This window comes from Sphingobacterium mizutaii (genome assembly GCF_900187125.1).
Lineage (GTDB): Bacteria > Bacteroidota > Bacteroidia > Sphingobacteriales > Sphingobacteriaceae > Sphingobacterium > Sphingobacterium mizutaii.
Genome location: NZ_LT906468.1, coordinates 566,312 through 587,465, shown reverse-complemented (window position 1 = coordinate 587,465; position 21,154 = coordinate 566,312). Strand labels below are relative to the sequence as shown.

Genomic DNA, 21,154 nt, shown 5'->3' with positions numbered 1-21,154 from the left:
CGCTTTCTCTCGAATTATAGTCTTTGACCTAATACAGGAACCATTTTATTTTTCCAATCATAAAACGTTCCATCTATGATCTTTTCTCTAGCTTGATTTACTAACCAAAGATAAAAATGTAAATTATGTAATGAAGCGATTTGTGCCCCTAAAATTTCTTGCGATCGGATTAAATGCCTCAAATAAGCTTTCGTATGGATCTGGTCCACCAACAAGTCCGATTCCGCCTCGATAGGACTGAAATCATCCTTCCATTTCTCATTCTTGATATTGATGATACCATTTTGGGTAAACAGCATTCCATTTCTCGCATTTCTTGTCGGCATCACACAGTCAAACATATCGATACCTAATGCAATATTTTCCAAAAGGTTCACTGGCGTACCTACGCCCATCAGATACCTTGGTTTATCATGCGGCAAGATATTGGTCACGACTTCCGTCATCGCATACATCTCCTCAGCTGGCTCACCTACAGAAAGGCCTCCAATTGCATTTCCCTCTCTATTGAAAGAAGCAATGGTCTCAGCCGATTTCTCACGTAGGTCTTTATATACTGATCCTTGGACGATCGGGAACAAGGTCTGATCGTATCCATATAATGGATCAGTGCTATCAAAACGATCACAACATCGTTTCAACCAACGGTGTGTCATTTCCATAGACCTTCTTGCATAGCGGTAATCGCAAGGATATGGAGTACACTCATCAAATGCCATAATGATATCGGCACCAATGATACGCTGCGTATCCATCACATTCTCCGGCGTAAATAAATGTTTAGAACCGTCGATATGCGACCTGAATGTTACACCTTCTTCCTTGATCTTCCTGACCTCAGTCAAGGAGTATACTTGATAACCACCCGAATCAGTTAAGATCGGACGGTCCCAATTGATAAATTTATGTAGACCACCAGCTTTATTCAACACATCCAATCCTGGTCTTAGGTACAGGTGATAGGTATTCCCTAAGATGATCTGTGCTTGAATATCATTTACCAATTCATGTTGGTGTACCGCCTTGACCGTTCCGGCAGTACCAACTGGCATAAAAATAGGTGTCTGTATTTTTCCGTGAGCAGTTTCAATCTCTCCGGCCCTTGCTTTTGAAAATTTATCTTGTGCTTGAAGCGTAAAATTCATAGTAATCCTTAATCGACCGCAAAAATACTATAAAATTCTTAGCGAATCGCATATCAGCCCTTTAATTCGCATTTCTTAACAATTAACAGAAATTTGGGCGATAACCTGTATCTTTGAACCTAATTTTATGGGTTTAATATTCTATATCGATCTCGATCTATCGCTTATTCCTTATGGAGTCTTGGCGCTTTTGTTGATTATCCAACTCAACTATATTCTGTTTGTATATGGAAAACTGGCTTTCTACAAGGTCAAACCCAAGCAAGAAAATGCAGCCGATAAGCAAGTCTCTATTATTATCTGCGCTCATAACGAACAAGAAAATCTAAAGACTTATCTTCCCGCTATATTAGAGCAAGATTATCAAAACTTTGAAGTCATTGTAGTCAATGACTGCTCAGAAGATGATACTAAATGGGTTTTAAAGGAATTTGCAGAGCGATATTCCCATCTTAAAATCGTCGAGATCAAGGAACATATCCAATTAAAGCACAGCAAGAAATTCGCCCTTACCATGGGCATCAAAGGCGCACAGTATCCATATCTCCTGATGACCGATGCCGACTGCCAGCCCAATAGCAGCAATTGGTTGCGGGAAATGGCCGGTTCCTTCCAAGAAAACAAGGAGATTGTGCTGGGCTATTCACCCTACTTTAAATTTCCAGGCTTTTTGAATCGACTGATCCGCTTTGAAACAAGCCATACCGCTATGAGCTATTTGTCGTATGCCTTAAAAGGAAATGCATATATGGGCGTAGGGAGAAATCTAGCCTATACAAAGGAGCTGTTTTTTAAGAATAAAGGATTTACCGAGCATATGCATATCAAATCTGGCGATGATGATCTTTTTGTGAATGCAAATGCAGACAAACACAATGTAGAGATCAATATCCATCCCGATGCCTTTGTTTATTCAGACCCTAAAAGGACCTGGAAAACCTATTACAAACAAAAAGCAAGGCATTCAGGAGCATCTACTCTCTACAGAGGCGAACATAAACGCATGCTAGGAACGCAACTGATCAGCGCCCTGTTGTTTTATATCATGATTATCGTTTGTGTCGCAAATGAACCATCCTATTGGTATATTGCTTTGGCAGCATACCTGATCCGATTGATCTGCCAACTCTTGATCTTTAACCCAATCTATAAAAAACTTGCGGTCAGCGACCTCTTAATCTGGTTGCCGATCTTAGATCTATATTATTATTTTTACATCTGCTTCAATGGATTGTTCAATCGCTCCAAAAAGCAGGTCTCTTGGAAATAAAAACCCTTAATTTATTACATCGTGAACCCTACTGTCGACATTATCTATAATTACTTCCCGAAATTAACGGAAACCCAGAAAGAGCAATTTGCCAAGCTGGAAGAACTCTATCCCCTATGGAATGACCAGATCAACGTGATCTCCAGGAAAGATATCGAAAGCTTGTACCTGAAACATGTGCTACATTCCCTGGCTATAGGAAAGTTTGTAGGTGAATTTGCACCTAACACCAGAGTTCTGGATGTTGGTACAGGCGGTGGTTTCCCAGGAATTCCATTAGCGATCCTATTTCCAGAGGTTAAATTCCACTTAGTGGACTCCATCGGCAAAAAAATCAAGGTCGTTCGTGAAGTAGCGGAAGGCTTAGGCCTCAAGAATGTCGAAGCCGACCATATCCGTGCTGAGCAATTGGACTATAAATACGATTTCGTAGTTTCCAGAGCAGTAACACGTTTAGGTGACTTTATCCCTTGGGTGAGAAACAAAATCGAAAGACAAGATAAAAACGGTATTCCCAATGGTATCCTTTATCTGAAAGGTGGCGATTTGAAAGAAGAGATCAAGGAAGCTAGAGTAAAAGCTGAATTACACCCAATATCATCTTATTTCAAAGAAGATTTCTTTGATACCAAGTATGTAATGTATATCCCTATGTAATTTATTGGTTTACTTTTACTTAGAATTTGTAAAAAACAAATTGAAAATTAGCATTAGTGGATTAGACATTTAATCGATAAAAAAAGCAACCGGTATGAGGTTGCTTTTTTTATAACGTTACTTATCTTTTTTAATCAAACAGATCGGAATGCGTACCAGTTTGGACAAGTTCTAATAGCAGGATTTTAGCTCGTTCAAACCATACTTTTAAAAAGCTCAGAAACACTTGAAAAACTCACCCCTTTTCCCTCCTGCAATTCCTTCATAGCTTCTAGGGTCTCATGGCTGGGCTTACTGCTTTGAGAAACAATTTTTCCATTTAGCTTCTTAAGAAGCTGTTTGAATAGCTTAGTTTGCTTTTCGGGCAGTTCAATTGTAAAGATTTTCTTATCCATATTACCTATTGAATACTTGATATTATTTCTATTGCTCACATTGAAGCTAAGATGTTGCCCTTCAACGACCCTACTTCTCCTCTACGTTCTTATTGATCTCCGCCCCGATCAAATTAATTTCTTCATCCATCCCAAACAAGGGCAGACCTGTCTCTGGATTCAGTTTCAACCAAGATGTTTCTGTATCTTTTATGATCTGCACATATTCTTTCCCATCCTTAAAAACTGTATAGGTATCCTTCTCATCCGGAAAAACGGAATAGGTTACGTCTCCAACTTCGATATCAAAAGGCTCTTGCATTTCCATGGTATTTCTTTTTCAACAAAGGTAATCAATTATACTTTATAGATATTGCATAAGGTGTATCGAATCCCTATCTTTAATTCTAAGCTAACCAAAATGAATGCAATAGAAAAAATTGCCTTGACCAAGATCAAAGGTATAGGCCCGAAAACAAGCCGTTTGTTACTCGCCTACTGTGGAAGCTTGGAAGAAATATTCAAATGCCCCCAAAAAGAACTTAGCTTGATTCCCGGCTTACAAAAAGCCACTATCGAACAGCTGATCTCCAAAACCTACCTGAAAGAAGCCGAAGAAGAATTCCGATTTATTGAAGACAACGACATTGCACTCCTGTGGTTTGAGGACGATAATTATCCTGCCCGGCTCAGACATTGCGAAGATGCCCCATTGATCCTGTTCCAAAAAGGAATATGCAACTTGAATGTTCCCAGAACCATCAGTATCGTCGGCACCAGAAATGCGACCACTTACGGTAGAAGGTTAACCGAGGATTTGGTCCATGACCTCAAAGAATTAGGCGTATTGGTGGTAAGTGGTTTGGCTTATGGCATCGATATTATGGCACATCGGTCGGCCATGCAAGAAGGTCTAGAGACCGCAGCAGTTCTGGCACATGGTCTTGATCGGATCTATCCCTTTGAACATCGGGAAATAGCCGAGGAGATCAGCCTGCATGGCTGTCTCTTAAGCGAATACCCTTCGGGTACCACTGCCGAAAAGACCCACTTCCCAATGCGGAACCGTATTGTGGCGGGCTTGTCTGATGTCACAGTCGTGGTGGAGGCTGCAAATAAGGGTGGTGCACTGATCACGGCGGATATTGCCAATAGCTATAACCGCGACGTATGTGCCTTTCCTGGCTCGATAGATCTCTATTATTCGGCAGGTTGCAATGAACTCATCCGTTCCCACAAGGCACATCTGATCCGAAACGCCAAGGACCTGCTGCATCTGATGCAATGGGATGAACCCGAGAGCAAGAGTAAAAAAAATGTGCAGCTCCCATTAATTTTTGAATTAACTAAACAAGAACAACGAGTTTTTGACTATCTTAAAGACTGCAAAGAGTCTCATATAGATGATATTGCCGCGTACTGCGAATTTCCGCAGAGCAAACTAGCTATGATTCTCCTGGAAATGGAAATGAATGGTATCATTCAGACCTTACCCGGAAAACGATATAAACTACCTTAAACCTAAACTTCTTTTATGCAAGAACAAGCAAGTAAAAAAGGAATTTGGAAAGTGATCGGTGCCTCCTCATTAGGAACGCTGATCGAATGGTATGACTTCTTTATTTTCGGAAGTCTTTCCATTGTTATTTCCACCAAATTCTTTCCTTCAGACAATCCGACTGCAGCCTTTCTATCTACCTTGGCCACCTTTGCCGCAGGCTTTGTGGTCCGTCCATTCGGAGCACTTTTCTTTGGAAGACTGGGCGACCTCATCGGTAGAAAGTACACCTTCATGGTCACCCTAATGCTAATGGGTGGAGCGACCTTCCTGATCGGTTGCATCCCCAGCTATGAAAGCATTGGATTCCTTGCCCCATTGATCGTCTTAATCCTGCGGTTGCTCCAAGGCCTTGCCTTAGGGGGTGAATACGGCGGAGCGGCAACCTATGTAGCGGAACATGCACCAAATGGAGAACGGGGTTATTGGACCTCTTGGATACAAACGACCGCCACTTTCGGGCTATTCATTTCGCTTGTGGTCATCTTACTGACTAAACTTGTTCTTACCGAAGCCCAATTTGATCATTGGGGTTGGCGTGTCCCTTTCCTACTTTCTATTCTTATGGTCTATGTATCATACCTGATCCGTAAGAACATGGATGAATCCCCAGAATTCAAGAAAGCAAAAGCAGAAGGGAAGACCTCCACAAATCCGCTGAAAGAAAGCTTTGGGAATAAATACAATCTAAAGTTCGTCCTATTGGCTTTATTTGGGGCCGCGATGGGTCAGGGTGTTGTTTGGTACACTGGCCAATTCTACTCCATGAGCTTTATGAAAACAGTCATGTTCCTCGATTCAGACCAAGCCGATATCATTCTAGGCATAGCCCTACTCTTTGGAACGCCTTTTTTTGTGGTCTTTGGTCGGCTCTCCGACAAAGTAGGCCGTAAATGGGTCATGCTCACGGGCATGTTGCTGGCGGTGCTGACCTACAGGCCGATTTACCAAGCCATGTACCAGATTAGCAACAGCGCAAACAAACAGGAATTGGTCGACAAACGAACAGAAACCATCATTCCGGTGAGCGCCGATAACGAGCATGAGATCAAATCCATCACACGCTATTACAACGATGGGTCGCATACTGTAGAAAACACCGATACGGTAAAGGCCACAAGCAAGACTGCTGTCTTTTTATCGGGCTCAAATTATGTTAAACTGATTGCTTTAATCTTTATACAGATCATTTATATCACTTTGGTTTACGGCCCTATTGCTGCTTTCTTGGTGGAAATCTTCCCAGTAAAAATCAGGTACACCTCCATGTCCCTACCCTATCACATCGGGAATGGGATCTTTGGCGGATTATTACCGGCAGTATCCACATACTTGGCCACGAATGCCAAAACCGCTGCAGATCCGACCTTTTATTTGGAGGGATTATGGTACCCTATCATTATTTCGGCGGTCTGTTTTGTGATAGGCGCGCTATACATCAACAAAAACATGGTTGCAAAAGATTTGAATTGACATGGAGAGCATTAAAAAAATATTAGGGATCCTTTGGATTGCATTAGCGCTACTTGCGGCATATTTCTGCATCGCCAAATTTGGCTTGCCAAAAATTATTTCCGGAAAGCAAGAAGACGTCGTTTTTGGAATTATTATTCTGTTTATCCTCACGCCGATCATCTCGATTGGGCTTGGGGTCTTTGGATATTTCGCCCTGAAGGGCGAATATCAGAAGGACAGAATGTAATTTTCAGGTTGAACCTCAGCCGAATACGTCCTAAATGCGATTTTCTTTTCGAAAAGATTAATTTTTTGTTAATTTTGCCGTGGGTAAGTCCTCTACGACCAGCTCCCATTGACTCCCCCAGGTTGGGAACAAAGCAAGGGTATTTGGTTGAGCGGTGCGATAGAGGGAGCTTACCCATTTTTTATTGGCCTAAACTCTCCTTTATTTCCATCATTTCGTTTTCTAAATACACATATTAGATATTTTTCGTTTATTTGTAAACCGAATTAACATGAGTCTATGAGTTGGTTTAAAAGAAATAAAGCAGGTATACATACTGCAACAGAAAACAAGAAAGAGGCACCTGATGGGATGTGGAACAAATGTCCTAACTGTAAAAAACCTCTTTTGAATGTGGAACAAGTTGAAAACAAGTATGTTTGCCATTACTGTGATTACCACATCCGCATTGGTTCAACTGCCTATTTCTCCGTATTATTCGATAACAACGAATTCACTGAATTATTTCCGAACCTGAAAGCTGGTGACCCCCTAAACTTTGTGGACACCAAACCTTATAAGGACAGACTATTGGATAGTCAAGCTAAAACTGGCTTGAACGATGCCTTAAGATCTGCCGTTGGTAAAGTGAACGGTCAAGATCTTGTTATCGCTTGTATGGATTTCTCTTTTATCGGAGGTTCAATGGGCTCTGTAGTTGGAGAGAAAATCTCTAGGTCCATCGATTATTGTATCGAACATAAATTACCGTTTATGTTGATCTCCAAATCTGGTGGTGCCCGTATGATGGAAGCCGCATTCTCTCTGATGCAAATGGCTAAGACTTCTGCAAAATTAGCCCTATTGGCTCAAGCTAAATTACCTTACATCTGTTTATTGACTGACCCAACCACCGGTGGGGTAACAGCTTCTTACGCGATGTTAGGTGATATCAATATTGCTGAACCAGGAGCTTTGATCGGTTTCGCCGGACCACGTGTCATCAAAGAAACCATCAAGAAAGACCTGCCTAAAGGATTCCAAACTTCTGAATTCGTTTTGGAACATGGTTTCCTAGACTTCATCGTCGACAGAAGACAATTAAAAGAAAAGGTATCTACTTTCCTTAAAATGGTAAAGTAGAGATACTCTAAACATATTGGAAAGCGAGCTCTTTGGGGCTCGCTTTTTTTTATCCCCATTCTCTTCCTCAACCTAGGCCTTGCTCATTCCGGTCTTGTTCGAGAATCATTCGAGACATATTCGAGAAGTCGATCAGAAAAAGCTCGACCATTTCGGCATTTTCCGAATATGCCTCGAATAAGGTCGGAGCCAAATCCGAAAACTCAAACATTTTTTCGCTAACTTCTTGTTTAGGTAGGCTAGATTGAAAAATAATTTTAGATTTTTTTGTTAAATTTAGGTATCCATAAACCTAAAAACATCACATGAACTTAAAAAGACTCTTTTTGCTTTCCCTATTGGCAGTATTTGCCTTTCAGCAAAATGTAATAGCTCAACTTCGAATTCCAAATTTCTTTTCTGACCATATGGTCTTGCAGCGTGGCACCGAGATCAATTTCTGGGGATTGGCACCAGCCAGCTCTGAAATCAAGATCGTGGGGACCTGGTTTCAAGATACTGTAAAAGCAAAGACTAACGGAGACGGACAATGGAGAACCACCCTACCAGAAGGAAAAGCGGGTGGTCCTTATGAAATAAAGATCATGGCCAACCAAGAGAGCATCACCTTGAAGGATATTCTATTAGGAGATGTATTCTTATGTTCAGGACAGTCCAATATGGAATGGGGAGCTGCTCAGAACTTAAAAGAGATCATTGATGAAATGCCAAATGCCAATAATCCAAACATCAGGTTATTGCATATCAGTAGGAATGGTGCTTTGACCCCTCAAGATCAGATTTCCAATCAATGGGCTACCCTGAGTGCAGAGTCCTTAAAGCCCTTTTCGGCCATTGGCTATTTTATTGCCAAAGAGATCAATGCACAGGAGAATGTACCTATTGGAGTCATCAATTCCAGTTGGGGTGGTACAGCCGCTGAAGTCTGGACCCCAAGTTACTTAATTGAGAATGATCCATTCCTCTTGCAGCGTGCCAAGCTGCAAGGTGCAAATGATTGGCGCCCGCATAACAGCGGTGTCCTTTGGAATGCCATGATCCATCCATTTGCAGGCTATAATATCAGTGCTGCTTTCTGGTATCAAGGTGAGAGCAATGTGGGAACATGGGATGGATATGATAAACTGATGAAAACCATGATCAGTTCATGGAGATCAGCATGGAATGATGATTTCCCATTTTACTTCGTGCAGATTGCCCCTTTCCAATACAACAACAAAGAGCCCCTGGCAGCTTACCTACGTGAACAACAAGTTAAGACCGCAACCGAACTACCCAACACCGGCATGGTCGTGATTACTGACCTTGTCGACAATATCAAGGACATCCATCCTATCCAGAAAAAAGCTGTAGCTAAGCGATTGGCGGATTTGGCACTTGCAGAAGTTTACCATAAACCCTTGAAAGATTATAAATCACCGATCTATAAATCACAGGAAATTAAAGGCAATAGCATTGAGATCAGCTTTAGCAACCTAGAAGGAAAATTGACCTCCAAAGGTGAGATTACAGACCTATTCATTGCCGGAGCCGATCAGCAATTCAAACCGGCTAAAGGAAAGATTAAAGGGGATAAACTGATCGTTGAATCCGCAGAGGTCAGAAACCCAGTAGCGGTACGTTTTGGATTTACAGAAATCGCTATGCCGAATCTGTTTAATTCCAATGGATTGCCAGTGTCTCCGTTTCGAACTGATCAGTGGTAGTCCTATAGGAGCAAGGAATCAAAAACGTTATTAGGATATTTAGGGGCATAAGGTCAATGCCCCGACTTCCCTATCTCCGGTTATCTTGTTACATATTTCCAAAAGCTAAATAGCTTCCGAGATTTGAGGTAATTCAAGTTATGCTCATTTTCATAAGCTTCCCGTTCAAAGGAAATATTCAGGTATGCCCTAGTAAAATTGCGGTATTGGATCAGTCGAAGACTGAATTCCAATAGATAGAGCACATAAAAAGGGATAATAAGCAACTCAATGGCTTGCAATATATGGATGCGTTCATGGTTGATCAGGATCCTATTATCGCGATCGGAGGAGTATTTGAGGAAGATAAATGGAAATATGGTAATCGCCTGTGCTTTTCCCATGGAAAAGAACTTGGTCCAAAACTTACTTACAATTACTTTACCTTTCATCTAAAGTTTAAAATTACGAAATCGGCTTTAACTTTATATCAATCATGGTTTTTTTGATTTTCAAACTTAGATTGTATATTTGTTAATACACTAAAATTAAATGTTCATGCCGTACAAAGAACGAGAAATAAACAAGCTGTATTATACCATGGGTGAAGTCACTGAAATGTTCGGTGTAAATGCATCTCAAATCCGTTTTTATGAGCGTGAATTCGATATTCTTCAGCCTAAGAAAAACAAAAAAGGAAATCGTCTATTCACTCAGAATGATATTGCGAACCTTAAGATTATCTTCAATTTAGTCAAAGATAAGGGGTATACCTTACAAGGGGCACGCGAATTCTTAAGAAGCAACAAGAACGAAGCCAGGGAAAACCAAAGGATCATTGAGTCTTTGGAGGGATTAAAGAGCTTTTTAATTGAAGTTAGGGATAGTCTATAAGGCTCGACTCCCTAATTCAATCACTTCTAGATTTTCAATTTTATCTCCATTAATTTCAAAACGCATTGCGGTCCTCATCTGATGCCAGCCTTGTTTGCCGGCTGCTCCTGGATTGAGGTGGAGCAACTGCAGCTTCGGATCAAACTGCACTTTTAGGATATGGGAATGTCCTGTAATAAATAGCTTTGGGGGATTGTTCAAGATTTCTGGCTTAACCAAAGGGCTATATTTCCCCGGATAACCACCAATATGGGTCATCCACACATCGACCTGTTCGCAATGGAACCTGAGGTGCTCCGGAAATTTCAAGCGGATATCTTTATCATCGATATTTCCATATACTCCCCTTAGCGGTTTACATGCTTCCAGTTTCTCGATGACCTCCATGGAGCCAAAATCGCCAATATGCCATATCTCATCACAATTTTCAAAATGCTTTAGAATAGCATCATCCAAGTATCCGTGGGTATCTGAAAGAAGTCCGATTTTCATGTTAAAAAGCTAAAAAATAAGGTTGCAAGATCTGTTTATAGGCCTCCGAATATTGGGATCTCTCTTGGTAGATCACAAAAGTCTGTTGTTCAGGATTGATTTCTTCTCTTTGGAAACTCAGGATACAGCGAAAAGGCTCTGAATCCACAAAGGATTGCATATTGATCTGTTTATTCAGAAAAAGCTGGTTTTCTTTTGCTTCAGCGACCATAAAATCCAATAGCTCTATGGGAACCACAATCTGTAGCTTCCCCATACTGCTAAGTCTGCTTGCTGCAAAATGGAACATCCCCTTAAAGAATTCTACGTCTGTATGCTTGGCGACTTTTTTTCTTTGGTCAGGATTATGGAGCGAATTAATGTAGAAAGGTGGATTGGAAACAATCAGATCAAACTCAAGATCCGTTTTCCAATGGAAAATATCCGAATGTACAATGCTAAGACGATCTTGGAAGGGCGAAGCTTGAAAGTTCTCCGCTGCTCTTTGGGAGGCTAATTTATCGATTTCCACCGCCCAAATTTGGGCTTGCGGATATTTTTGAGCCAGCATCAGTGCTATTACCCCCGTTCCAGTCCCTATATCAAGAATGGCATCCGCTTGTTCTTGCTCTGCGAAGGCCCCTAATAGTACCCCATCGGTATTGATCCGCATGGCACAGTGTTCTTGATTAACTGAAAATTGCTTGAATTGGAAGATATTTCCCATAACACAAAGGTAATTCTAAATGCTTGTTTTTGAGCTAAAAAATAGCATTTGAAAAAATATTTACGTGCACGGATTAATCTAAATGGTTTCCAAGTAGTCTATTTCCTTAAAGACAGACAAGCATATGAAAGCAAAATTACTTAAAATCGTAGCCTTGATCATGGTCATTGGACTATTTTCATCCTGTTCTAAAGAATATATTGGGGGATCATATTTTTATCCAGAGGACTTTGCTGTAGATGTGTTTGATGTCTATAAAGTAAGTCCAGATGCCTACCGCGTCGAGTATGCGGTTACTAATCTTTCCAATATCGATTATTACCACGGTCAGGATGGTGATTTCTATTTAGAATTTTCATTGGTTGGACATAATGGGGCACCTTTTTACAATGAGGCTCCCATAGGGACTTTATATGCCGGTGAATCGTTCCGAGGGACGATGATTATTCGGGTCGATCCTAGATTAGGTTATGATCCAAATGACATCTCCTATGATATATATGATGCTGGCAGGTATTAATCCTACCAGCATTTTTTTAGTTCTTCAATAAGCGTTGGATTTCATCTAGCTTCATCAATGCTTCCACCGGAGTAAGGGTATTCACATCCAAATTATTCAGCATATCACGGATCTTTTCCAGGACTGGATCATCAATGGCAAACATCTGCAATTGATAAGCCTGTTTTTGTATCTTTCGCATACTATCCTTGATCTTCTCCCCGCCGGTACGTTCCTGTTCCAGACGTTTCAGGATCTCGCCAGCGCGACCGATAAGCTTCGGCGGCATACCAGCTAACTTCGCCACATGTATACCGAAACTGTGCTCAGAACCACCGGGCACCAACTTCCTTAAGAAAATCACTTTATTGTTGACTTCTTTCACACTCACATTAAAATTCTTGATCCGCGACATGGACGTACTCAACTCGTTCAATTCATGGTAATGCGTTGCAAACAGGGTCTTTGCTCGACAGGAAGGATGGTTGTGCAGGTATTCCGCAATCGCCCATGCGATGGAGATACCATCATAAGTACTGGTACCACGTCCAATTTCATCTAAGAGAATCAAACTACGATCAGACAGGTTGTTCATAATACTCGCTGTCTCGTTCATTTCTACCATAAAGGTAGATTCTCCAGAGCTGAGGTTATCCGAAGCCCCAACACGTGTAAATATCTTATCTACGATCCCAATGGACGCTTCCTTGGCAGGCACAAAGGAACCAATTTGAGCCATCAGGACGATGAGCCCCGTCTGTCTCAGCAAAGCAGATTTACCGGCCATGTTTGGTCCTGTAATGATAATGATCTGCTGCCCCTCTTGATCCAAAAAGGTATCATTGGTAATATAGTCTTGACCTATCGGGAGATTCTTTTCAATAACAGGGTGTCTACCCCCTTTGATATCGATGTTCTTTCCAGCATTGACCTCAGGTCTTACATAGAAATTCTTCTCTGCAATAACGGCAAAATTCAATAGCACATCCAGCTTGGCAAGCAATTGGGCATTTAATTGTATCGGTTTTATATATTCCGAAATCGCGAGCATTAACTCGGCATAAATGCGGTTTTCAATGGCTTGTATTTTTTCTTCAGCACCTAAAATCTGTTCCTCATACTCCTTCAGCTCTTCGGTAATATAGCGTTCCGCATTCACCAAGGTCTGTTTACGGATCCAACCCGAAGGCACTTTATCTTTATGGGTATTGGTAACTTCTAGGTAATAGCCAAATACATTGTTGAAAGCTATCTTTAACGATGGAATCCCCGTCGCTTCAGACTCCCTCCTTTGGATCTCTATCAGGTAATCTTTACCGCCAAAGGCAACCTTTCTCAGTTTATCCAGATCAGGGTCGACCTGATCGGCAATAACGTTTCCCTTGTTCAAAGCTACTGGAGGTTCAGCTTGAATGGTCTGTTCAATTTTATCCCGGATAATCAGACAAGGATTGAGCTGTTCTGCAATGACCTTTAATGACTCCGATTCCTGTTCTTGGCAAAGCTCTTTTAGTTTTTCAACGGCATACAGTGCTCGTTTTAATTGGATGATTTCACGCGGATTTGCTTTTTGAAGGCCAATCTTAGAAATTAGTCTTTCCAAATCGCCCACTTGCTTGACCTCTTGGATTAATTGATCCCTTAGGCTTCTGTTCTTATAAAAATCCTGAACAACCTGCAATCTTTCATTAATGGATTTCTCATCCTTCAAAGGCATGACGATCCATCTTTTCAGCAATCGTGCTCCCATAGGAGAAGAAGTTTCATCGAGAACATCCGAAAGGGTAATGGCGTTTTCATTGGTTGAACTGATCAGTTCCAAGTTGCGGATGGTAAAACGGTCCAACCACATATAACGGTCTTCTTCGATCCTGGAGATATTGGAAATATGTTGCAGATTGCGATGTTCGGTTTCATTGAGGTAATGCAAGGCTACCCCAGCTGCAATAATTCCGGTAGGCATACGATCAATACCAAACCCTTTCATGGAATTGACCTCAAAATGCTTGAGGAGATTTTCGGTGGCATAGTCACCGGTATATGGCCATTCATCCAAGGTATAGGTATAGTAATTGGAACCAAATTGTTCCACGAACTCCTTATACTGTTTTTTTGGAAGAATGATTTCAGTAGGCTTAAAGCCTTGTAAAAGCTTGTCGATATAACCAACAGAACCTTGGGCAACGAGGAATTCCCCGGTGGAAATATCCAAAAAAGAAACCCCTACGACCTGCTTATCCATGAATATGGAGGCAAGGTAGTTATTGGATTTCTGTTGAACGATATTTTCATTGTATGAAACTCCAGGTGTAACAAGTTCCGTTACCCCTCTTTTCACGATGGTCTTGGTTTGTTTAGGATCTTCCAGTTGATCACATATAGCAACCCTTTGTCCTGCGCGCACCAATTTCGGCAGGTAGGTCTCTAGGGAATGGTGCGGAAAACCAGCCAAAGCGGTTTCAGATTCCGAGCCATTTCCTCTTTTTGTCAATACGATTCCTAAAATCTTGGCTGCTTTAACAGCATCTTCTCCAAACGTCTCGTAAAAATCCCCAACTCTAAACAGCAATAAGGCGCCTGGGTATTTGGCCTTAATGGTATTATATTGCTGCATTAAAGGGGTTTGTTTCTTTGCTTTTGCCAAGGTTATTCTTTTTTTGTATAAGATGTAAAAATAGCAGAATTGTGGCGATTTGCAAAACAATGCCTACAAGCAAAAAGCATTTGGGAAATGACATAAAAATTAAAAAATACATCTTATGTTTGCATTAAATTTCAAAGTAATGGCAATCAAACGTTCTACCACAAAGAACAGGAAAAAGCAAACCAAATCATCCTTCGGGAGCACACTGAAAACCAAGGTCCTTCCTTGGGTAATTAGGGGAGTGATTGCATTTTTCGTTTTGACCATACTTTGGGTCATTGCCCTAAGATTTACTAATCCACCGATCACTTATTTGATGTTACAGCGAGGTTTTGAGCGCAAGGCGGATGGTAAGGAATGGAAACTGGAACGCAAATGGTTGGATTATGAAGATATCTCGAACAACCTGAAGCGCGCAGCCTTAGCGGGTGAAGATGCTCATTTTATGACCCACAATGGCTTTGATACGGAAGCGATCAAGGAAGCTTTTGAAAAAAACAAAGAGGGAAAAAGATTAAGGGGCGGCAGTACCATCAGTCAGCAGACTGCTAAAAACGTATTCCTATGGCCAGGTCGTTCCTGGTTCCGTAAAGGCTTAGAGACCTATTTCACGGTTTTGATTGAAGTTTTTTGGAGCAAGAAAAGGATCTTGGAAGTGTATCTCAATGTGATTGAAACGGGACAAGGCGTTTATGGAGCAGAGGCCGCGGCACAATATTACTTCCATAAATCGGCAAAAAGCTTGACCAAGAAAGAAGCTGCCTTGATCATTGCCATATTGCCAAGCCCACAAAAGTGGGATGCTAGAAGACCTTCTAACTATATCAATAGAAGAGCTAATAGCATCGTGAGGTATTTGAATTATTATACCATTCCCGAGTAATGATATATTAAATTCTCTATTTATAGATTTCCACCGTAATTTTCCCGTCTGCAGTAACCGTTCCACGGTACATCCCTTCGGTATTGAATGGCATAGCAACTTCACCATTTTTATCGATGGCAATCATTCCACCATCGCCACCTAATTTCCCGATTTCGTCGATTACTTCCTGAGAAGCTTTGGCAACACCCATTTTAGCATATTGCATTTTTGCCGAAACATTAAATGCCGCTACCGAACGGATAAAGAACTCTCCCCATCCCGTACAGGAGATTGCCACCGTAGCATTATTTGCATAAGTACCTGCACCAATGATAGGAGCATCACCTACCCTACCGAATTTCTTATTGGTCATTCCACCAGTAGAAGTACCAGCAGCAAGGTTGCCTTGTTTATCCAATGCAACACAGCCGACAGTTCCGAATTTTTCATCTTTATATGGCGGCAAGAATGCTTTTTTATCGTCATGGTCCAATTCCGCACGATCTTTATCTCTTTCTAAAGCTCTTTGCAGACCTTCCCAACGTTGTTTGGTCCAGAAATAAGAGGGATCAACGATTTGGATGCCGTTATTTTGGGCAAATTCCTCCGCCCCTTTACCGATCATCATGACATGTTCGGATTTGTCCATGACCGCTCGCGCTGCGCTGATAGGGTTTTTGATATTGGTAACTCCGGCGACAGCACCGGCTTTGAGGTTAGAACCATCCATAATGGCAGCATCAAGTTCATTTTTCCCTTGATTCGTAAAAACTGCACCTTTACCAGCATTGAAAAGTGGGGAATCTTCCATGACATGGATTGCAGCTTCAATAGCGTCCAAGCTTGATTTTCCTTGTTTGATCTGATCGTATCCAGCCTGAAGCGATTCCGTTAGTTTAGCGATATATGCTTTCTCCAAGGAGTCCGTCATATTCTTTTTTAGTATAGTACCTGCACCTCCATGAATGGCTAAAACATACTTCGGTTTTGAATTGCTCTGTGCAGAAGAAGGCGTTAAATTCATCATAACACACATTAAGATTAATACGTAGGTTACACTATTTTTCATAATTAGATTCAGTTTTAAACAAAGAACGTAATTAATACCTACAAAAACAAAAGGGGTGGAAACGCCTTCATCCACCCCTAATCAATCTAAACTGTTAGTTAGTCTTATTGCTTAGTCACAGTAAGTTTTGCTTTATTATTCCCTTCAGAAAGGTCAACTACGATTACGTAAGTTGCGCCTACTTCCAGTTTTTTACCAGCCTGAAGACCTAAGTTTCCTGGGTCACGGCCATTTTTTCCATCACCAACCAAGATCAGGTCACTCGTGGTTGTCAAGTCAGTATTCTTGAATTCACCATTCCAGCCTTTTTCATGGAAGAATTTGAAGTTGATATTATCGGTATTGATGGATTGTCCGCCAACAAGGGTAACCTGATATTTCTTATCACCCATTGGTGTCACACAAATTGCCTTTCCTGGATCCCAGCCTACTTGATTGTCAGCAACACTTGGTTTACCGACTCCCTCACCAATTATCCAGATTGCTCCGGTACCATCCGCATTCAATCGTGCTAGATCGTTTCCGTTCATGGCTTCCACCTTGATATACTTCTTACCTAGATCGGCGATGAAACGGTATTTTCCAGACATCGCGTTGAAGTAGTATTTGTCACCGTCTTGACGGATATAATCTTTATCTACCCACCATCCAGCTGGCATACCTTCGAAAGTCAATTCTTCATCTTTATTGATCGTCAAATCCAAGGAGAAGATTTCATCTTCTACCATTTCCATATCGGTATCATTGATCGCATAACGAACGAAAGGTGCAGCTGCATAAGTCAATGTATTGAAGCTGATCTTGTATACACCATCAAAGGCATTTGAAAATGGGATTGGTGTATTGACACCTTGTTGGATCCCCTTGTTTTCCCAACCGAATTGGATTTTGTTTCCAAATTCACCAACTTTTGGTGCTTCGATATAAGCTGGAGCTTTCATCTTGAACTCATCTGAAACTTCATATTGGTTAGGACCTACCTTGCTCATACGATAAGTTTTACCTTCCGCTACCAAATCCAGGTAAGGAAAATCAGGTCTCGCAATAGTCACGACCTTTTCTTCGGTTTTACTCACCATCTGCACATTTTGAAGGGTGAACTTCAATAATGCCGATCCATTGGGAATATTTTTAAGGAAAGGAACATATAATTTTCCAGAATAAGATCCGGATTCTTTGGTACGAATGGTTTGTTCAGAAACTACTTCATCACTGAACAACAATTGCACTTTTAGCGTAGACAGGGCTACACTTTTGTCCGAAACATTCACGGTATATTGTAAGCTATCGCCAAACAAAGAAGCAGTTGGACTCTTAACTATTTCAATGGCAGGCTCCCCAGCGCCATAAGGCACGATTAATTCATCTTCTTTACAAGAGAACATGAAGCTCAAAAGAAGAGAAAAGGCTAAATAATTGATTAATTTTTTCATTTTTTCCAAGAATAAGAAACAACAGAACCTGCAGGAACATCATAGCTGAAATGATTTTTCCCATCCTCAATAACAATTCTAGAATTGCTTCCATTTGAGTTTGCAATTACAAAAGCATAGGTGCCATCTGTATTTTTAAATGCGGCATAAGATAATCCAGCATCAGAATATCCTTCTGACCCAATACGTACTGCTCCTGGTTTTACTACAGCAGACATGTGCCCGATAATATAGTAATGAGAGTTTTTACGAATGGTCTTGTAATCCGCTTTGCTGATATCCACTGCTCCATAACATGTTTGACATCCACCCTCACGGTTAGGACCTCTTTCAGAATCCAACATCAAGTTCCATACGATTACACCTTTGCTCCAGTTGTTTACTGTACCTAATGCCACTTCACGCATATCTTCCAATAATCTTTTTCCCAATGCATGGCCATCATTCCAAGTTCCAATAGAAGTTTCGGTAAAGATTAAATCTTTATTAGCCGCTTTGGCATGGATATCCAATAATTCGGCTTTATCCCCACCATAGTTATGGTAAGCAGAACCAGCGAAATAAGCCGCAGCAGCAGGATCTTCAAAGATCTTGATTGGGTAATCCTGTTGTTCAGGCATATTATCATAATTATAGTTATGATCGAATGCGTAGATTTTGGTCGTTAGGCCAGCTGCTTTCATTTTTGGTCCAAGCGCATTTTTCACAAATGCCTGTTGCTCATTCCAAAACATCACTAAGGAAGCTGAATTTTTATCGTTTAATGGCTCATTTTGCGTCGTGATAGAGTAAATGTTTACACCATGTTCCTTCATTGCTTGGATCCACTTCACAAAATAAGTTGCATAATCTTGGTAGTATTTCGGGTTCAAGTGACCACCGGTCCAAGAATCATAAGGTTTCAATTCTGTCAAGTTGTTTACTTTCATCCATTTTGGCGGAGTCCATGGCGAGCCCATGATCTTGATCTCAGGATTGATAGCGATAATCTCTTTCAAAACCGGGATAACATATTCCAATTCTTCCGATTGAAGCGCGAAGTTTTCAATTCCGGGTTCATCGGCCAAGGTATATTCATCCAAGGAGAAATCAGAACAGCCGATTGCGATACGGATATAACTTTGACCCATTCCTTCTGTTGGAGAGAATGTTTCTTTTAAGAATTTCGTACGGTCTTCTGGAGCCATTTTCAACAAGTTGAAGGCCGCAGAACCGGTGATGGCAGATCCAAATCCATCCATGGTTTGGAATTTTTTGTTTTCATCGATCTTAATGGTCTTGGTTCCCATATTACTGGTCTTGCTAAAGTCCACATAAGACTTTTTGAAATCATGGCTAAGCGAACCAGTAGTGGTATAGATCAAAACATCTCCGGAAGTTGGATCCACTGGTGCTGGATCTCCACCTCCGCCGCCGATATTATCATTGCCACAAGCAGTAAAAATCGAAGAGAATAGGCTAGCAACAAATATATATTTCTTTAAATTATTCATAGTTTCAGTATTAATATCCTAAGTTTTGCTTGATTTTCGGGTTTTCGTCAATTATCGATTGCGGAATTGGCAAACGGTATGAATTTTCTGTAAATGGATACACTTGGGCTTTTCTACCAGAATCTTTTGCAAAGACAGCATTCATGACAGATTCTACTTTATTCAAGCGTACAAGGTCATACCAACGTTGACCTTCGAAAGCCAATTCTAATCTTCTTTCGTTCAACAAAGCATTTAACATGGCATCCTTACTTCCTTTAACGGCATTAGTCAATTTTGGAAGTTTAACGCGTTGGCGAACTTGGTCAATAATTGCTGCTGCTGCAGTTAGATTAGGGCTATCACCATTAATCAATGCTTCAGCCTTCAATAATAACAGGTCCGCATAACGGATTTTGATGATGTTACTGAATGCAGAACGTGTTTTATACATAAATGGGTAGTTGCTTGCTGGATAGTAATTGCTCCAACCAGCTTCATAATACACGATGGATTCGGTGTAGCGGATCTCATCTCCTTCGCGGGTGAATGCATTTATTAAATCCCTTGAAGGAGTGATCCATTTTGCCCATGTAAAATTGCTATTGTAGTTTGAAAGGTCACGCCCAAACATCCAGGTTACCCAGTTGCCATTACCTGCAAAGAATTGAGTTTCAAGAATAGTCTCTTTGCTATTTCGGATCAATGGTTCTGCATTACCTGCTTGAACCCCAAACAAGTTTTTATAATCTGCATCTAGCGCAAATCCATCTGCTGCTAAATCATCTACATACTGAATGACCTTCGCATAGTTACGGATTGGTTTTTCTGCATAGATCTTTGCCAATAATGCTTTGGCGACGGATTTTGAGAATTTAGTTTTGTTTGCAGCTGTATTAGAAGGCGCATCCACTAAGGCTTCTTCTACATCTTTTGCCAAGAATTCATAAACCTCTTTTTCAGGAGTTTGGCTTGGGAAATAATCATCGTATACCTCTTCGATATTTTCAGCGGTAATGTCTTTACCTACTTTGGTTACCAATGGAATATCACCCCAAAGACGAACCATATCAAAGAAAATCAATGCTCTTTGAATTCTAGCTTCAGCTTTGTATTGCTTACGCAATGCGGAAGATAGGGAATTGTCGGCAACCGAATCCACATTAACGATCAGGATATTCAGTTTGGCAACATCTTCCAGGTAACGGATCCAGTCACGTTGAACAACAGAGTTTGAACCTTCGATACCGTTATTTTCATAAGGGACCACTTCGGCACCGGTCGTTCCGGCGTAAGCATTATCGGAATGCGATTCAGCGATCAACATTTGGTCTAAGTACCAATGTTCTTGTCTATCACGCATAATATTATATAAGCCCTGCATGTAATTTTCTACTGCGGCTTTGTCTTTAAAGACTACTTTTTTTCCTTCTTCATTTACCCCTTCGGTCACGTCAGAATATTGACCAAGAGGATCTTTATCAAGAGAGCAGCTTGAGATGGCCAGTGTACTGAGTACAGCGATCATCATCTTCTTCATTATATTAAATTTCATTGTTCTCATCAT

The 21,154-nt window shown here is 41.0% G+C and carries 21 protein-coding genes and 1 other RNA gene; 11 read left to right on the top strand and 11 right to left on the bottom strand.

Annotated features, from left to right (window positions below; genetic code table 11):
* Positions 1–14: 14 nt before the first annotated feature.
* A complete protein-coding gene (gene tgt / locus CKW03_RS02625) occupies positions 15–1,145 on the bottom strand; it encodes a tRNA guanosine(34) transglycosylase Tgt (protein ID WP_093100534.1) in 1,131 nt (376 codons plus the stop codon).
* Positions 1,146–1,272: 127 nt separating this feature from the next.
* Between tgt and CKW03_RS02620 the strand changes: the two genes are divergently transcribed.
* Complete coding sequence (locus tag CKW03_RS02620) at positions 1,273–2,415, top strand: glycosyltransferase (protein WP_169918971.1); 1,143 nt, start codon at positions 1,273–1,275, stop codon at positions 2,413–2,415.
* A gap of 21 nt (positions 2,416–2,436) precedes the next feature.
* Entirely contained in the window at positions 2,437–3,072 is a 636-nt protein-coding gene (rsmG, locus tag CKW03_RS02615; protein ID WP_093100535.1) for a 16S rRNA (guanine(527)-N(7))-methyltransferase RsmG, read from the top strand.
* Between the two features lie 194 nt (positions 3,073–3,266).
* Here the strand turns inward: rsmG and CKW03_RS02610 are convergent, their stop codons facing one another.
* Together CKW03_RS02610 and CKW03_RS02605 are read right to left on the bottom strand one after the other, a co-directional pair.
* Positions 3,267–3,467 carry a hypothetical protein gene (locus CKW03_RS02610; RefSeq protein ID WP_093100537.1) on the bottom strand — a complete coding sequence of 67 codons (201 nt, stop codon included), beginning with the start codon at positions 3,465–3,467 and terminating at the stop codon, positions 3,267–3,269.
* Positions 3,468–3,537: 70 nt separating this feature from the next.
* Positions 3,538–3,774 (bottom strand): hypothetical protein, encoded by a 237-nt coding sequence (locus CKW03_RS02605; protein WP_093100538.1) that lies wholly within the window; start codon positions 3,772–3,774, stop codon positions 3,538–3,540.
* Between the two features lie 93 nt (positions 3,775–3,867).
* Here CKW03_RS02605 and dprA point away from each other — a divergent pair, with 93 nt between their 5' ends.
* The 6 genes from dprA (at position 3,868) to CKW03_RS02575 (ending at position 9,534) form a co-directional block, all read left to right on the top strand.
* Complete coding sequence (gene dprA, locus CKW03_RS02600; RefSeq protein WP_093100540.1) at positions 3,868–4,965, top strand: DNA-processing protein DprA; 1,098 nt, start codon at positions 3,868–3,870, stop codon at positions 4,963–4,965.
* A gap of 15 nt (positions 4,966–4,980) precedes the next feature.
* Positions 4,981–6,477, top strand: a complete 1,497-nt coding sequence (locus CKW03_RS02595) for an MFS transporter (RefSeq protein WP_093100541.1) — start codon at positions 4,981–4,983, stop codon at positions 6,475–6,477.
* A 1-nt stretch (position 6,478) separates the two neighbouring features.
* Complete coding sequence (locus CKW03_RS02590; protein WP_093100543.1) at positions 6,479–6,706, top strand: DUF6814 family protein; 228 nt, start codon at positions 6,479–6,481, stop codon at positions 6,704–6,706.
* 81 nt (positions 6,707–6,787) lie between these two features.
* An RNA gene (gene ffs / locus CKW03_RS02585) (signal recognition particle sRNA small type) lies at positions 6,788–6,885 on the top strand.
* 100 nt (positions 6,886–6,985) lie between these two features.
* Positions 6,986–7,828: an acetyl-CoA carboxylase, carboxyltransferase subunit beta gene (gene accD / locus CKW03_RS02580; RefSeq protein ID WP_093100544.1), complete on the top strand. Its 843-nt coding sequence runs from the start codon at positions 6,986–6,988 to the stop codon at positions 7,826–7,828.
* Positions 7,829–8,133: 305 nt separating this feature from the next.
* Entirely contained in the window at positions 8,134–9,534 is a 1,401-nt protein-coding gene (locus tag CKW03_RS02575) for a sialate O-acetylesterase (protein ID WP_236736551.1), read from the top strand.
* Positions 9,535–9,614: 80 nt separating this feature from the next.
* On the opposite strand, the gene CKW03_RS02570 is transcribed toward CKW03_RS02575, so the two are convergent.
* Entirely contained in the window at positions 9,615–9,965 is a 351-nt protein-coding gene (locus CKW03_RS02570; protein ID WP_236736552.1) for a hypothetical protein, read from the bottom strand.
* Positions 9,966–10,071: 106 nt separating this feature from the next.
* On the opposite strand from CKW03_RS02570, the gene CKW03_RS02565 reads away from it, so the two are divergent.
* Complete coding sequence (locus CKW03_RS02565) at positions 10,072–10,407, top strand: MerR family transcriptional regulator (RefSeq protein ID WP_093100690.1); 336 nt, start codon at positions 10,072–10,074, stop codon at positions 10,405–10,407.
* On the opposite strand, the gene CKW03_RS02560 is transcribed toward CKW03_RS02565, so the two are convergent.
* Positions 10,402–10,899: a metallophosphoesterase family protein gene (locus CKW03_RS02560; RefSeq protein ID WP_093100546.1), complete on the bottom strand. Its 498-nt coding sequence runs from the start codon at positions 10,897–10,899 to the stop codon at positions 10,402–10,404. The genes CKW03_RS02565 and CKW03_RS02560 overlap by 6 nt on opposite strands.
* Position 10,900: 1 nt before the next feature.
* Entirely contained in the window at positions 10,901–11,605 is a 705-nt protein-coding gene (locus tag CKW03_RS02555; protein WP_093100547.1) for a tRNA1(Val) (adenine(37)-N6)-methyltransferase, read from the bottom strand.
* 124 nt (positions 11,606–11,729) lie between these two features.
* On the opposite strand from CKW03_RS02555, the gene CKW03_RS02550 reads away from it, so the two are divergent.
* Positions 11,730–12,125, top strand: a complete 396-nt coding sequence (locus tag CKW03_RS02550) for a hypothetical protein (RefSeq protein ID WP_093100549.1) — start codon at positions 11,730–11,732, stop codon at positions 12,123–12,125.
* Between the two features lie 16 nt (positions 12,126–12,141).
* Here the strand turns inward: CKW03_RS02550 and mutS are convergent, their stop codons facing one another.
* Positions 12,142–14,748, bottom strand: a complete 2,607-nt coding sequence (gene mutS / locus CKW03_RS02545; RefSeq protein ID WP_093100551.1) for a DNA mismatch repair protein MutS — start codon at positions 14,746–14,748, stop codon at positions 12,142–12,144.
* A gap of 139 nt (positions 14,749–14,887) precedes the next feature.
* Between mutS and mtgA the strand changes: the two genes are divergently transcribed.
* Positions 14,888–15,631: a monofunctional biosynthetic peptidoglycan transglycosylase gene (mtgA, locus tag CKW03_RS02540; RefSeq protein WP_093100691.1), complete on the top strand. Its 744-nt coding sequence runs from the start codon at positions 14,888–14,890 to the stop codon at positions 15,629–15,631.
* A gap of 16 nt (positions 15,632–15,647) precedes the next feature.
* On the opposite strand, the gene CKW03_RS02535 is transcribed toward mtgA, so the two are convergent.
* The 4 genes from CKW03_RS02535 to CKW03_RS02520 all read right to left on the bottom strand — a co-directional run bounded on the left by CKW03_RS02535 (position 15,648) and on the right by CKW03_RS02520 (position 21,142).
* Positions 15,648–16,640: an isoaspartyl peptidase/L-asparaginase family protein gene (locus tag CKW03_RS02535; protein WP_236736554.1), complete on the bottom strand. Its 993-nt coding sequence runs from the start codon at positions 16,638–16,640 to the stop codon at positions 15,648–15,650.
* Positions 16,641–16,786: 146 nt separating this feature from the next.
* Positions 16,787–18,115: a DUF5125 domain-containing protein gene (locus CKW03_RS02530; protein WP_093100554.1), complete on the bottom strand. Its 1,329-nt coding sequence runs from the start codon at positions 18,113–18,115 to the stop codon at positions 16,787–16,789.
* Entirely contained in the window at positions 18,112–19,608 is a 1,497-nt protein-coding gene (locus CKW03_RS02525; RefSeq protein ID WP_093100555.1) for an endo-1,6-beta-glucanase, read from the bottom strand. Before CKW03_RS02525 ends, CKW03_RS02530 begins: the two co-directional genes overlap by 4 nt.
* 10 nt (positions 19,609–19,618) lie before the next feature.
* A complete protein-coding gene (locus CKW03_RS02520; protein WP_093100692.1) occupies positions 19,619–21,142 on the bottom strand; it encodes a RagB/SusD family nutrient uptake outer membrane protein in 1,524 nt (507 codons plus the stop codon).
* Positions 21,143–21,154 lie beyond the last annotated feature (12 nt).

Excerpts from the sequence above, each read along its gene's own strand:
- tgt (WP_093100534.1), bottom strand. The coding sequence starts at position 1,145 with ATGAATTTTACGCTTCAAGCACAAGATAAATTTTCAAAAGCAAGGGCC.
- CKW03_RS02565 (WP_093100690.1), top strand. The coding sequence starts at position 10,072 with ATGCCGTACAAAGAACGAGAAATAAACAAGCTGTATTATACCATGGGT.
- accD (WP_093100544.1), top strand. The coding sequence starts at position 6,986 with ATGAGTTGGTTTAAAAGAAATAAAGCAGGTATACATACTGCAACAGAA.
- CKW03_RS02535 (WP_236736554.1), bottom strand. The coding sequence starts at position 16,640 with ATGATGAATTTAACGCCTTCTTCTGCACAGAGCAATTCAAAACCGAAG.
- CKW03_RS02620 (WP_169918971.1), top strand. The coding sequence starts at position 1,273 with ATGGGTTTAATATTCTATATCGATCTCGATCTATCGCTTATTCCTTAT.
- CKW03_RS02550 (WP_093100549.1), top strand. The coding sequence starts at position 11,730 with ATGAAAGCAAAATTACTTAAAATCGTAGCCTTGATCATGGTCATTGGA.
- CKW03_RS02520 (WP_093100692.1), bottom strand. The coding sequence starts at position 21,142 with ATGAAATTTAATATAATGAAGAAGATGATGATCGCTGTACTCAGTACA.
- dprA (WP_093100540.1), top strand. The coding sequence starts at position 3,868 with ATGAATGCAATAGAAAAAATTGCCTTGACCAAGATCAAAGGTATAGGC.
- CKW03_RS02575 (WP_236736551.1), top strand. The coding sequence starts at position 8,134 with ATGAACTTAAAAAGACTCTTTTTGCTTTCCCTATTGGCAGTATTTGCC.
- CKW03_RS02525 (WP_093100555.1), bottom strand. The coding sequence starts at position 19,608 with ATGAATAATTTAAAGAAATATATATTTGTTGCTAGCCTATTCTCTTCG.
- mtgA (WP_093100691.1), top strand. The coding sequence starts at position 14,888 with ATGGCAATCAAACGTTCTACCACAAAGAACAGGAAAAAGCAAACCAAA.
- CKW03_RS02605 (WP_093100538.1), bottom strand. The coding sequence starts at position 3,774 with ATGGAAATGCAAGAGCCTTTTGATATCGAAGTTGGAGACGTAACCTAT.
- CKW03_RS02560 (WP_093100546.1), bottom strand. The coding sequence starts at position 10,899 with ATGAAAATCGGACTTCTTTCAGATACCCACGGATACTTGGATGATGCT.
- CKW03_RS02590 (WP_093100543.1), top strand. The coding sequence starts at position 6,479 with ATGGAGAGCATTAAAAAAATATTAGGGATCCTTTGGATTGCATTAGCG.
- CKW03_RS02570 (WP_236736552.1), bottom strand. The coding sequence starts at position 9,965 with ATGAAAGGTAAAGTAATTGTAAGTAAGTTTTGGACCAAGTTCTTTTCC.
- CKW03_RS02555 (WP_093100547.1), bottom strand. The coding sequence starts at position 11,605 with ATGGGAAATATCTTCCAATTCAAGCAATTTTCAGTTAATCAAGAACAC.
- CKW03_RS02610 (WP_093100537.1), bottom strand. The coding sequence starts at position 3,467 with ATGGATAAGAAAATCTTTACAATTGAACTGCCCGAAAAGCAAACTAAG.
- CKW03_RS02595 (WP_093100541.1), top strand. The coding sequence starts at position 4,981 with ATGCAAGAACAAGCAAGTAAAAAAGGAATTTGGAAAGTGATCGGTGCC.
- CKW03_RS02530 (WP_093100554.1), bottom strand. The coding sequence starts at position 18,115 with ATGAAAAAATTAATCAATTATTTAGCCTTTTCTCTTCTTTTGAGCTTC.